The following is a 13,121-nucleotide window of genomic DNA, read 5'->3' as shown; positions in this document are numbered from 1 at the left end:
GAGGAGAAAAGGATGAAGGGGATTAAAAAAGAGATACATATAAATGACAAAGTAATTTATTACACACATATCGAAAAAGGTTCTAGTACGGTTTGCTTTATGTTTTCAGGTTCAGGATACAATTATGATAAGCCGTTATTTTATTACGCGACGATGCTTATGCTTGAACATAAAATTGATGTTGTACATATTCATTATTCTTACGACGAACAAGTAATGAATAAACCAATGGAAGAAGTAACAAAAATAATGATGGATGATATGAATCCTGTAATGAAGGAAGTATTAAAAGCTGAGCAATACAACGATACTATATTTTTAGGGAAGTCACTCGGAACAATTCCAATTGCGAATGATTTAATGAAGAGAGAAGAGTTTTTACAGTCGAAAATGATATTACTGACACCGTTACTGACGTTTGATACGATTTTTGATTCTATCTTGCATAGTAATCACGAAGGGTTTTTAGTTATGGGGGATAAAGATCATCAATACAATGCAGATCAAGTTGATCAGCTACATAAAACAAATTTACAGATTGAAGTTGTCAAAAATGTAAATCATTCTGTAAATGTTGGGGGATATGAAACGGAAAATTCAATTGAGGCTATAGCGAAAATAATAGGAAAACTTAAAGAAGTTGTTAGGACAAACTAACCTATTAATACATGCAAAAGAGGTGCGAATTGCACCTCTTTTACTTTAATAAGCCTTCAAAACATGCAGTAAATAATCCTTACGATTCAGCGGATTATAATCAACACGTTTTCGAGTAGGGAAGGGAGCCATAAGTTTTGTGAAACCAGCTGGCTTCGTTGTAAATATGCCTTCTCCTTCTGTAAATGAATGAAGCATGCGTTTAAAATGCTCTGTTTTCGCAACAGGTAATGATCCTGTTAATTGGTAAGAATCATTATATAATATAGGTTCTGCAAAAGTTGCTGGAATGGCAGCGAGCTTATACATTGCGGTACTAATTGCCTGCTCCGGTACAGTTAATTCAAACTTATTTACTGGTTCATATACATATGTTTCAGCTTGTTTTAAAGCATCCATTAATACGATCGGTGTCAAATTTCTAAAGTCACTCGCTGTTGTAACAGGACTAGCATAACCAGTATGTGTTAACGTGACCATAACATCTGTAACTTCCCAACCATATAAACCTTGTTTTAACGTTTGAAATACTGTATCTTCAATTGCTTTGTGAAATGCTAAAGGCAATGAACCAAGCTCAACACCTAATTTATACGTTATGCCAGAGTTAAGTTCACCACGTTCAATTTTAAAACCAATTGTTGCGTAAAATGGATTCGCTTTTTCACCCATGACTTCAACGGAATTCCCAATGCCAATTGGCTTTTCAATACATACAACTCGCGTATTTGAGAAAGTAACCTGTAAGTTATATTTATCATAAAGTGTTGTTTCGATAACCTCTTTTTGTACTTCACCGAAAAGGCGAATATAAAGTTCATTATGAACATCATCTTTCCACACTTTAATGAGTGGATCTTCTTCACAGAGTTCCATAAGTGCAGCGTATAAATCATGAATTCGCTCTTTAGGTACCGCATCAATCGCTGCTTCCATTTGTGGTTCGGCAAAGTGAATATCTTTTATATAATCCGTACGTTCACCGATAATATCACCAATTTTTATATCATTCAGTCCCCACACTTTGCAAAATTCTCCGCTAGGAACGATAGTAGATTGAACAGCATTTCCGCTATGAAACATACACATTTTTTTAATCTTTTCTTTATGTGGTAGAGACTCATCGCGCTGTATATCAACATATTTTCTAACATGTAAGCTACCTGAAAAAACTCTTATATACGCAACCTTTTCTCCAGAAGGTTCACGTTCAATTTTAAAAACAACACCAGATAATGGTTCCTCTTGTGCCGATGTAAGAGCTGGCATTAGGGCCGGAAGTTTTTCAAGTATTTCAGTTACTCCTATACCTGTCATTGCTGAACCGAAAAAGATTGGATACACATTTGCTTGCTGTATTTGCTGTTCTAGTTTTTCTCTTAATAGTGCGTCCGGTATTATTTCGTTATTTACATATGATTCAAGTAACGATTCATTAAATGGTGCTAACAATTCCATACAATCGTCATATGATTTGTATTCAATGATCCGGGCTTCTTTCGTTCCTTCGTTTAGAACAGAGTAGAAGGGGAATGCTTCATTTGAAAGAACCTCTTTTATTTGTTTCATAACTTTTTCAGTGTTTGCGCCACTACGATCAATTTTATTAACGAATAAAATAGTCGGTATGTTTAGTTTCTGTAATGTTCGCATTAAAATTTTTGTTTGTGCTTGCACACCTTCAACGGCAGAGATAACTAAAATCGCACCGTCTAGAACGCGGAATGATCGCTCCACTTCAGCGATAAAATCAGCGTGTCCAGGTGTATCAATGACATTTACTTTTACATCATCAATAAAGAAAGAAACGACAGATGCTTTAATCGTAATGCCGCGTTGTCTTTCTAATTCCATTGAGTCAGTTTGTGTATTACCACTATCTACTCGGCCAATTTCTTTAATCACATTCGTTTCATAAAGAATACGCTCAGTCAAACTCGTCTTGCCAGCGTCTACGTGCGCGACAATCCCTATATTTATTGTTGTCATTTATGAATATCCTCATTTCATTTTCCATTTTCATTTCCTCATTTCTATTTGTGTATTGCCGCATTATCAATCACTCTCCAGTCATTTAAATTATTACTATTATAGTGCAATTAACATTATTTGTAACGCTACAAAGCGCCTTAATTTGGAAAAAATAAAATGAAAACAAAATGCTTGCATTCTAAATCGATATAGATTATATTAATTGACATATCAACTATTGATACATCAAATGTTTTTATTTTGATTGTAAAGGAGGGTTAATTTGACAAGTTCATGCTCAAAAGAAGCGATTATTTTATATAAATTACACTTTCTAAATAAAGAAGTAAGTTCGAAATTTGAAGGGTGTACGGGTATGAGCCAGTCTCGATTAGAGCTTATACTTCAATTATTTGAAGTAGGTGAAATTAGTCAAAAAGCACTTCAGCAAGAAGTGAATATTGATAATGCTGCGATAACAAGGCATTTAAAGCAGCTTGAGGCCAATGAAATGATTGTAAGACGTAAAAATCCAGATGATAACAGAATTACGTTAGTTTCTCTTACTGAAGAGGGGCGAAATAAAATTCAGGCGTTTCAAGAAGAAAAAGAACGTTTTGCAGCATCTGCATTTAAAGGATTAAGTGAGGAAGAACGCGATAATCTTTTAAATATGTTAAATCACATTCAAGAAAATATAAAAGAATTATAAAAAAGGGAGAATACAACTATGACTAACTCAGTAAAAACAAATGATTTTAACGAAATTTTAACAGGACGTCGTTCAATTCGTAAGTACGACCCTTCAGTGAAAATTAGCAAAGAAGAAATGACAGAAATTCTTACAGAAGCAACACTTGCACCATCTTCAGTAAACATGCAACCATGGAGATTCGTAGTGATTGAAAGTGACGAAGCGAAAGCAACACTTGCGCCACTTGCGAAATTCAATCAATCTCAAGTAGAAACATCTTCAGCAATGATTGCTTTATTTGGTGATTTAAACAATTTTGATAACGCAGAGGAAATTTACGGTACAGCAGTAGAGCGTGGCTTAATGCCAGCAGAAGTAAAAGAAGACCAAATGAAAAAACTTTCAGCTTACTTCTCAATGGTTACACCAGAAGTAATGAAAGATACGGTATTAATTGACGGTGGTCTTGTAGCAATGCAATTTATGCTAGCAGCTCGTGCGCACGGTTATGATACTTGTCCAATTGGTGGTTTTGAGAAAGATCAAATCGCAGAAGCTTTCGGACTAGATAAAGACCGTCACGTACCAGTTATGTTAATTTCAATCGGAAAAGCTGCTGACAGTGGTTACCAATCAGTACGTCTTCCAATTGAAAAAGTTGCAGAGTGGAAGTAATTTTAAAGAAATAAGTGGAATATGAAAGGGGAAACACCATGATTATTATTCACGCAATATTTCAAGTAGATCCAGCGAAACAACAAGCATTTTTAGAAGAAATTCAGCCACTCATTCATGGTTCAAGAGAAGAAAGTGGAAATGTATCTTATGACTTATATAAAGATACAGAAAAAGAAAGTGTTTATACGATGGTAGAAGTATGGAAAGATGAAGCAGCAGTTGCGAGCCATAATACGAGTGAACACTTCACATCTTTCGTTAGTAAAGCAGCACAATTTTTAACTGCTCCTCTTGATATAAAAGCTTATAATGGAGAGTTAGTAAAATAATAAGGTAGAAAAAGATGACTTTAGCATATGGCTGAAGTCATCTTTTTTGTATAAGTAGAATCCATTTTGGACTCAGTTATGTTGATTGATAAGTGTTGCTCGTATCCTCAGTAACTGTGGTGAATTGTATGTTAAATTCGAACATTTGGTTTATTGGGATATTTTTCCGTGTTATAATTTTCTTGTAAATAAAAGGTAGAGGGGAGTAAGTAATGGGAGAATTTCAAAGTAATTTGCATACGGCAACGCAACTTGCAACGAAAATGAGAAATGCTTCAGATAGAATGCAAAGTGCTACTAGTCGCTCTATAAATAAGGCAACGCGTACGACACTATCTGTGAACTTCCAAGCACAAGAGGCAAATCAACAAAATTTACAGATCACGAAACAATTTTGTACTGCTTTTCAACAAACAATTGATAATATCCATTCCGTAGCAAATGAATTTGAGAAAATGGATACAGGACTTCAAAAGACTTTTCAATAATGTAACAACCTACGTAAAGGGGAAAAGGTAGGGAGAAAAGATGAGTCAAGAAATTGAAACGAGAATCAGTCAATGTAATCAAAAATTACGAATTATATTTGAAGAACAAAATGAAAACCGAATTGCGCTGCAAAATCAAGAACGAGCTGAGGTTAGTTTTCATGAATGGAAAAATAGAAGTAATCGTTTATTTAACCGAATACTAGAAACTTGGCACGGCGACAAAGAAGTGTTTCACCTTTTTACGAATATGCGGCAAGAAATCGGACAGTATGAAAGAAAACTTACATTCGAATTAGAAAATGAAAAAGAGACGTTGCTTAAAGAAAAACGGCATCTCAGTGAGAAAGAAAACGATCTTTCCTATGAACAGCAGCAACTACAAAGGGAGGCAAATACATGAGTTTAAACATGTATTTGGGAGAAGTACAAAGTCAAACTCAAAGTATGAACGCTATATGTAATGCTACGATTCAAAGTATGGAACAAGCCATTCAATCTATTGATGCCTTTGCGATAGACACAGTATTACAAGGACGAACATACAGTAGTGCAAAAGCCTACCTTGTCCAAACATTTCGGTCATTAGCGCAAGGAATCATATGCTTATGTGAAGAATTAATTCGCCAAAACGAAGCATTTCCAAATGAGTTCCAAGCGAAAGTTGCTTCGACAGATGTGATTGAAGAAGAAATAAGAGAACAAATAAGGGGAATTAATCAATCGATTACAAGTATAGAAGCAATAGAAGTACTTACACCAATGCCCGGAGTAGGTGCAATTGTAACGGTATTAGGTGCAATGAGAAAAAAACTGGAAGAAAAACTAGAGCATTTATATGAATTCAATCATTCATCCAGCAACAACTACAGCACCGCTCTCCAATTAGCAGCTAGCATCACAGCCGGACTCGCTGAAGTGCAAAGTGGGAAAGGATTTAGTCCTGTGAGTGGTACGTTTCATAGTGAAAAGTTAAATATGGAATGGGCAAAGCAAATTCAAATAATTATAGAAGAGAAAATACGGAAATCTGACAATGGTATTGGAAAAAGTGTAGATTTAGAGCACAATGTGTATAACGACATTGAAGGAATAAGCAGCGAAAATCAATCTATCAATAATAGATTTACAAAAGAAGAGATACAAGCGACACAAAAATACCTCGAAGGAATTAAAAATGGTACAATAAAAGGGAATATAGGTGAGGATTTCCAAGTTGAAACCGATGATTATGAAATGGAGCATAACATTTTTGGCCATCCAGTCGGTGGTAGAAGGCCAGTACTCGATCCTTTTTTAATCGGTGTGGCGAAGTTTGGATTCGATTTTCTCTTTGGTGATCTTTTCACACTCTTTGACCCAGAAGCTACCTATGGTGAAAAACTCCTAGCAGTTGGGATGATGACTCCATATGGGAAAGGTGTAAAAATAGTTGATAAACTTCATGATTTAAAAAAGGTTGGAGATGTGAAGAAAGCAACGTCTGGGAGTGCGGGGGTTGCTAAAGGTACGGGTAAAACTGGTGTTGGTAAAACGGGTGAGGGAATACCTTTAGAAAAAGTAAAGCCCGATGTACTTAAACAGATACATGCTGATGATAATGGAGCATATGGATATTTACCAAAAGAGGGTACTGCATATAATAAACCAGAATATGACTTTACAAATGTTGAATGGACAAAAGAAATGCAAAATGTAAGAAAAGATTATCTTGAAGCATCTAAACAATTAGAAAATGATATCGAAAAAATGATATCTGAAGGATTTTCTAAAGAAAAAATAGCTGAACATGTTGTAGAAGCACGTAATCGGCAAAAAAATGCAGCGAGGGAAAATATGACTGCTGAGGAGAGAGCCGGTTTAGAGGAAAGAAATATAAAAAAATATGGTAATCCAATAGGACCGACAGCTGAGAGTATGTTTAATAAGATAAGAGATTCGTACATTGATAAAGGAATTTATGAATCAGATGAACAAGTATGGAAAATTATAATTCAAAAATCAATGCAAAAAGATGATGTAATAAACACACTATTAGGATTAGAGCATTAGGAGGGACAGGATAACTTATGATAATAATGAATAATTACTCTAAGACAGGAACGTATATTATATTAGAACCTAGCGGATATTCAGTAGTTGAAAAAAATAAAGTAAAGTTGGTTAGACAAGGCGTCGGAGGATTTAGTGAAGATGGACAGGTAGTTGGTATTTATGTTAAAGATAACAAACTATTTTTTTTCTATAATGGAAAATCATTTGAAACATCTATAGAAGATCTAATTTGTACAAATAGTTATGTTTCAAAATTGAAAAGATGTTTTAGTGTAACAATAGGAGGACAAAATATCTGTAATATAGTTTATGAGCCTTTTATTGATCCAGGAATGATTTATTATGATGCAGACCCTGAAGAGTTTGATGTATTGTTATACTTAAGTGAATTATTGAAGAATGAGGATTCTATTAAGAGATTTATGAATGGGATGGAAATGATTAAAAAGCAGAATAAAGGTTAGTGTTTTAGGGAAAGAAATAAGTGTTTGAAATTACGTACTTCATGATGGTTGGCCCATCATTGGGTACTGTGTCCAATGATAGAATAGAAAAAAAGTACGAGTTTAGGTAAGATGACATTTTACAACATATGATCTTAAAGCACTTGATTGTCTATGGAAGGCAATAAGTGCTTTTTTCATCTCAGTATAGAAATAAGATATAATAAATAAAAAATTAATATTTTGTTAGATTGAGAAAATAAAAAGATCTACTAAAAAGCAGCTGTCGATGGCATAAAAACAGCCAGTCACAAAGTAAAAGAGGGAGTAAACTTTGTAGCCTCCACAGCAAAAGGATTTGCCGACAAAATCGGAAGTCTATGGAACAAAGGTGCTACAACCGTAAAAACAACCTTTTTGCAGGGGAATGAAAAAATCCAGCACGCAATAAAAACATTACTGGAGTACAAATGGATTCTAGGTGAGGGAAACGGCTTCGTCATAGCTGAAGTAGGAAATGTCACAGAGGGAGGGTAGCATTCTCCGAAAGAGGATTATCAGTATACGACAAGTAGGAGTGTTAAGAGTACAGGTGTTGATGGTCAGGGAGCCAGTGTAGCAGGGAACATTGGAAAAAATGATAAACTAGCAAGTCAAGGGCATGTTGATGCTGGCGTTTCAGGTGCTCCAAAAGTTGATGCAGGAAAACAGGGTAAACATGTTCCTGGTCATGGGAATAATGTCTCAACCAAATCGCAGTGGGGAGCAGGGAAAAATGGAGTAGTAGAGACACAAGAAGCATGGGTGAAAGGAACACCAGTAAAGCCAGACGGAAGTGTTAGAGTGCATGATTTTGGAAAGTCAATAGGTCCAAATGGAGAAACGAGGGTAAAGGTTCATATGGATGGTAAAGGAAATATACATGGGTATCCTGTACAATAAAGGAGAATAATTATGAGTGATGAGATACTAAAAGTTGTTAATAAATTATATAAACAAGGTGATTTCCAATATGTTTTGGGGAAATTTGTTGATAAACATTTTTGGGATGGAGAAATTAATAAAATATCAAATATAAACGTTGATAATATTACTGATTTTAGTTATTCAACATGTTTTTCTTACATTCTTCTACCACTAGATGTGAAATTTCGTTTTGGTAGTGTAGAATTCAGTGAGTACGTTCGGAAGCAATCAGAAATTAATTGTGTAATGCTAATGATTTCGGCAATCGCGCCATATGCAGTGGTTAAATATTTAAGATATAGATACACTAATGGTACAATCGAGCTAGTTGAAGAGTCCTCGCCATACAATGATGAATCTAAGAAAATAGGAAGTAGTATTTTAAAATTATTAGATAGTAACGGAATAAAGAATCTTGATAAAGAAACGTTAAGTATTGAAGTGGAGGATGTTTCGTTAGAGTTAAAGGAAACAGGTGTTACTATATATAATTGTTTATTTGAAGATGAGTATTAAAAAGAAGCATTAATGATTGTCCAGAAACCAAAGAAGGGATACAAATAATAGAGGTAGATTAGTAGTTGTTAAGAAGTGAGTACAGTTCGAAAATGTAGTCTCATTAAAAAGAGTGACCCTCTTTAGAAAACTTTTATGAGTGTACTCCATAGGGTAAATGTCCGAATATTTGTTAAAAAGCGTTACGAAAATTACAATTTATGTAATAGGAAGATGAAAGTTAAAAATTTCTAGGGATAAACCAGTTTCAACACTAGGGCAAGTTAATGGTGGATGTAGCTTCAGATATTAAAAAGATGAAATTAAAGTATACTGTGAAGAACAAGGAATGTACTCGATGTATATTTTTAGAGATAAAGAAATTAATTGCGCAAAAATGAATGAAGAAGCATCAGAAATAGACAGGGTGGGCTTGCGAGAAATGTGGGCTCACCTTTCGTCTGTTCAAATTGATTATGTGGTGGTGCTAAACTAAGTAAAACTAAAGATGGACGACAAATGTCAAATGATTGGTTGAATGGTGCGAAGACGCGAAAAAGTAGGGTATTGAAGGCTGTTGATGGAGATGAAGTATTAGCAGAAGAGATTAAGGATGCATTGGAAAACGGTGCAGTAGAAAGAGTACTATCAAAAGTCGATAGTAGTGGGAATGTGAAAACATTTAGAATAGATACAAAGGGAGACATAATTGGAGAATGGCCATAATTTTAAAAACTAGGGGGAATTGAATGATATGAGAGATCATTTATGTATAGAAGAAAAATGTAAAAAAGGAATAGAATATCATAAAAAGTTTATTGAAAAAAATAGAGTTAAAATTAAAAGTTTAAAAGAAGATGAAAAAAATGGTATTCAAAGGTATCCTAATGACAATAATAGTATTATAGAAGGAACCTATCTATCAAATTTTAATTATGCGTTGGATGATATTATTGCGAAATACTCTTTAGGAGAAAATATCCATACAATGGAAGCAGATTTTGAGAATGCCCTCATTGATTTGGGGCATATAGGGGAAAGAGAAGTTGGATATTTAAATCTAATTTGGATGATATCTCTAGGGATTTTATTAGAGACGGAGAAAAAGAATCTTGTAAGTTTAGCTAAACTAGTTGAGAAGGAAAATATGAACGACGCAGTAATCGATTTCCTCTTATGCGCTAGTGATATCGGATACACAAAAGTGACGAATAGATATTATAAAGAAAATCCATATGCAAAAACAAGAGAGATTATAGAATTTGCACAAACAGATAAAAAAGAAGCATCTAAAAGATTACAAACGTACATGGAGAAAGAATGGTTTAAAGGCCATTATGATTATGAATGGAAAAATGCCCACAAAGAACCTGGATATGTAGGGTATTGGAGCTTTGAGACAGCTGCAATAGTAAAGATACTCGGACTTGATGATACAAGTTTAAAAGATAATAATCACTATCCATATGATTTGGCACATTATAAAAATGAAATGAAATTTAAACATATAGACCTAAGTGAATATCACTATGAAGATGAGACAGAAGAAATCGAGGATATACTAGAAGGAATTGAACATAATCCTGCATTGGAAAATATTATTCCGCCAAAATGGCATTCATTGGTCAAAGAATTGATTCATGACTATGAGAATATGGATGATAGTAGTTTTTATGCAAAATACAAAAAAACGATAGGAATAGGTCAAGTGTGGTTCTTACCACAAGAGTATGAAGAAGAAAATGAGCAAAAGGATTTATTAGGAAGTTTAATTGTGTTTGCCCTGACGGTAAGAGATTACATATTACAATTGGACTATAAAGAAGATTTAGAGGACTACATTGATAATCTTAAAAATTTCTGGAATGGATCAGAAACAAAATTAGTTCAATTTATTTTAGAAAATGATCAAAATTATTATGCATGGGTACCGAGAGAGGCGAATATCCCAAATATGTATGAAGTGAAGATTGAGAGTGTCGATGTAGAGGAAGTTCTATAACGAACAAATCGAAATGGTTTTTATTATATGTAATATTAGAATGCATTTTACTAGTTAATTGAAAACAATGTATGCGTGGGAGTAAAAAGGATGTATTGTTACTAAAAATTAGAGGGAAAGAAGGCTGTTGGATTGAGTTAAGCACCTCATTGTCAATATACGACAATAGGTGCTTTTTTGCGTGCAATGAAGAAAAAATAAAAGATTCATTTTCACTCTATTTCATCTTCGAATTACATGTTATAATTTGGAAAAAATATATTCTTAATTTTTAGATAATTAAAAGGTGGTAGATAATATATGAGTACATTAAAGAAAATTACTAATAATATTTCGAAGGTTATTATAGGAAAAGACGAATCGATTGAACTGGCAGCTATAGCTCTTATAGCAAGAGGACACATTTTATTAGAGGATGTACCTGGGACAGGAAAAACAACATTAGCGAAAAGTTTGGCTAAAAGTGTGGACGCCAAATTTCAAAGAATACAATTTACAGCGGATACTTTGCCTGGAGATGTTATTGGCCTTGAATACTTTGATGTGAAGGAATCGGATTTTAAAACAAGGTTAGGACCCATTTTTGCAAATATCGTATTAGTGGATGAAATTAATCGAGCTGTACCGAGAACACAATCTTCGTTACTTGAGGTTATGGAAGAGCGTACGGTTACAATTGCGAAACAGACACATTCATTACCAGAACCTTTTTTAGTTATAGCAACGCAAAATCCACTCGAATCAGCGGGCACATTTCCTTTACCAGATGCTCAATTAGACCGATTTTTACTTACGATTCGCCAAGGTTATCCTACGAGAGAAGCTGAAAAGGAAATGATGAATCGGTTTCAAATGAATGGTCCGTTAGAAACATTACACTCTATTATTTCAAGTGAAGAAATTATTACGATGCAAAAGCGTGCAAGAGAAGTGTTAGTAGGGAATGATGTGCAAGATTATCTTCTTGAAATTATTGAAGCAACTCGTAACCATGAGTTAATTGAAATTGGTGTAAGCCCTCGGGGAACGTTGGCATTTATGAGAGCGATTCAAGCACGGGCAATATTAAATGAAAGAGATTACTGTACGCCAGATGATATTAAGACGCTCACTGCATCCGTTTGTGCTCATCGTTTAACGTTAACAATTGAGGGAGAGATGAAAACGACGAAAGAACAAATTATGAAAGAAATTCTTCATACGATTAGTGTGCCAGTGGAGAATGTACGATGAATCAACAGCTTGTGTATACACCTTTAGCGGAGCCTTTCGTAATGGGGGTTATGTCAGTTGTAGCCGTTATTTTAAGTGTATTTTCAAGTAATCTACTGTTTTTATCTCTCGTATTTTTATATGTAATTTTAATAGGTGCTATGCATGTATATATACGTAAAGTATCTCGTGTTGAATGGGAATACAGTCAAGGGAATTCGAATGTTTTTATAGGTGAAACGAATATGTGCAAAATGAAAATTTCAAACAAGTCGATATTTCCTATTCTTAATATCGTATTTCGATTTAAATGTGAAAATAAGCTAACTTGGAATCATGATGAAATAAACAAAAATCATAGTACAGGTTCAAATTATTATATGAATTTTAATTTAAAAGGAAGGGAGTCAGTTTCATTTGATTTGCAAGCTGTAGCGTTAAAAAGAGGCATCGCGAAATGGGAAGAAGTTGAAATTGTTATTACTGATCTCTTTGGATTTATAACGAACCATATAACATATAAACAAGTTGATACGCCCTCTTATTTAGTTTTACCAGCTGTTCCGAAAATACAAGTTCCTGAATTACAAGAATGGTCACGAGGATTTCGAAAAGCGATGTCTTCACCCTTATATGATGAAACGAAAGTAATGGGAGTAAAGTCTTATGAAAATGAAGATTTTCGTTCCATCCACTGGAGTGCAACAGCGAAAACAGGGACGATAATTGCGAAAAAGTATGAGCGAACACAATGTGATAAATACGCGATTTATCTCAACTTGCAAAATAAAAGTGGTGTTTCTTTGCGAAATGATATAGAGGAACTAATTGAATTAACAGCAGGTATATGCAAACAACTTCTTATGCAAAACTGTTCGTTTGAAGTATGGATCAATAGTGTAAAAGATAACGGTTTGCTACATATAAAAAATGGGGATAATCGGAAACATTTGCAAAATGTATTAAGGATACTTGCCTCGATATCAGACCAAGATACGCCTATATCTTCTTCTTACTTTTACACAGCAGGCTTTCGTCGAAAGGAACTGGATGCGGTTCCTTTAATTATTGGTACTTCACCAAAGAAATACAGTAGAACGAATAAATGGATTGTAATGAAAGAATAAGAAG

General features: G+C 34.2%; 15 protein-coding genes and 1 pseudogene. 15 read left to right on the top strand and 1 reads right to left on the bottom strand.

Annotated elements, in window-relative coordinates; all coding sequences use genetic code 11:
* Nucleotides 1-12 precede the first annotated feature (12 nt).
* Nucleotides 13-657 (top strand): alpha/beta hydrolase, encoded by a 645-nt coding sequence (locus tag ACTFRU_RS03355; RefSeq protein WP_440037462.1) that lies wholly within the window; start codon nt 13-15, stop codon nt 655-657.
* 45 nt (nt 658-702) lie between these two features.
* Here the strand turns inward: ACTFRU_RS03355 and ACTFRU_RS03350 are convergent, their stop codons facing one another.
* The gene (locus tag ACTFRU_RS03350) at nt 703-2,646 is read right to left on the bottom strand and encodes a GTP-binding protein (protein WP_197323814.1); all 1,944 of its coding nucleotides are present in this window, start codon (nt 2,644-2,646) and stop codon (nt 703-705) included.
* A gap of 265 nt (nt 2,647-2,911) precedes the next feature.
* Here ACTFRU_RS03350 and ACTFRU_RS03345 point away from each other — a divergent pair, with 265 nt between their 5' ends.
* The 14 genes and pseudogenes from ACTFRU_RS03345 (at nt 2,912) to ACTFRU_RS03280 (ending at nt 13,117) form a co-directional block, all read left to right on the top strand.
* Nucleotides 2,912-3,340, top strand: coding sequence for a MarR family winged helix-turn-helix transcriptional regulator (locus ACTFRU_RS03345; RefSeq protein ID WP_000204162.1), 429 nt, complete (start codon nt 2,912-2,914; stop codon nt 3,338-3,340).
* Nucleotides 3,341-3,358: 18 nt separating this feature from the next.
* On the top strand, nt 3,359-3,997 hold the full coding sequence (locus tag ACTFRU_RS03340) for a nitroreductase family protein (RefSeq protein WP_016122744.1): 639 nt from the start codon (nt 3,359-3,361) through the stop codon (nt 3,995-3,997).
* 38 nt (nt 3,998-4,035) lie between these two features.
* Nucleotides 4,036-4,329, top strand: coding sequence for a putative quinol monooxygenase (locus ACTFRU_RS03335; RefSeq protein ID WP_000583804.1), 294 nt, complete (start codon nt 4,036-4,038; stop codon nt 4,327-4,329).
* Between the two features lie 212 nt (nt 4,330-4,541).
* Nucleotides 4,542-4,817, top strand: coding sequence for a TIGR04197 family type VII secretion effector (locus ACTFRU_RS03330; protein ID WP_000503641.1), 276 nt, complete (start codon nt 4,542-4,544; stop codon nt 4,815-4,817).
* A 40-nt stretch (nt 4,818-4,857) separates the two neighbouring features.
* Nucleotides 4,858-5,220: a DUF3958 family protein gene (locus ACTFRU_RS03325; RefSeq protein ID WP_000076595.1), complete on the top strand. Its 363-nt coding sequence runs from the start codon at nt 4,858-4,860 to the stop codon at nt 5,218-5,220.
* Nucleotides 5,217-6,869, top strand: coding sequence for a hypothetical protein (locus ACTFRU_RS03320; protein WP_290101110.1), 1,653 nt, complete (start codon nt 5,217-5,219; stop codon nt 6,867-6,869). Before ACTFRU_RS03325 ends, ACTFRU_RS03320 begins: the two co-directional genes overlap by 4 nt.
* A 17-nt stretch (nt 6,870-6,886) precedes the next feature.
* Nucleotides 6,887-7,336 carry a hypothetical protein gene (locus tag ACTFRU_RS03315; protein ID WP_000585090.1) on the top strand — a complete coding sequence of 150 codons (450 nt, stop codon included), beginning with the start codon at nt 6,887-6,889 and terminating at the stop codon, nt 7,334-7,336.
* 255 nt (nt 7,337-7,591) lie between these two features.
* A pseudogene (locus tag ACTFRU_RS03310) lies at nt 7,592-7,969 on the top strand (WXG100 family type VII secretion target); the annotation flags it as partial.
* A gap of 150 nt (nt 7,970-8,119) precedes the next feature.
* A complete protein-coding gene (locus ACTFRU_RS03305) occupies nt 8,120-8,257 on the top strand; it encodes a hypothetical protein (protein ID WP_000679168.1) in 138 nt (45 codons plus the stop codon).
* Between the two features lie 12 nt (nt 8,258-8,269).
* Nucleotides 8,270-8,797, top strand: a complete 528-nt coding sequence (locus ACTFRU_RS03300; RefSeq protein WP_001278748.1) for a hypothetical protein — start codon at nt 8,270-8,272, stop codon at nt 8,795-8,797.
* A gap of 498 nt (nt 8,798-9,295) precedes the next feature.
* Entirely contained in the window at nt 9,296-9,502 is a 207-nt protein-coding gene (locus ACTFRU_RS03295; RefSeq protein ID WP_290101109.1) for a hypothetical protein, read from the top strand.
* Nucleotides 9,503-9,530: 28 nt separating this feature from the next.
* Complete coding sequence (locus tag ACTFRU_RS03290) at nt 9,531-10,778, top strand: PoNi-like cognate immunity protein (protein WP_290101108.1); 1,248 nt, start codon at nt 9,531-9,533, stop codon at nt 10,776-10,778.
* A 300-nt stretch (nt 10,779-11,078) separates the two neighbouring features.
* A complete protein-coding gene (locus ACTFRU_RS03285) occupies nt 11,079-12,011 on the top strand; it encodes an AAA family ATPase (RefSeq protein ID WP_163093347.1) in 933 nt (310 codons plus the stop codon).
* The gene (locus tag ACTFRU_RS03280) at nt 12,008-13,117 is read left to right on the top strand and encodes a DUF58 domain-containing protein (protein WP_001075940.1); all 1,110 of its coding nucleotides are present in this window, start codon (nt 12,008-12,010) and stop codon (nt 13,115-13,117) included. The genes ACTFRU_RS03285 and ACTFRU_RS03280 overlap by 4 nt, the downstream gene beginning before the upstream one ends.
* Nucleotides 13,118-13,121 lie beyond the last annotated feature (4 nt).

This window comes from Bacillus cereus group sp. MYBK220-1, from assembly GCF_051916445.1.
In the GTDB taxonomy this organism is placed as follows: Bacteria; Bacillota; Bacilli; order Bacillales; family Bacillaceae_G; genus Bacillus_A; species Bacillus_A cereus.
Note: the sequence above shows the minus strand (reverse complement) of the source record. Positions and strands in the feature narration are given on the sequence as shown.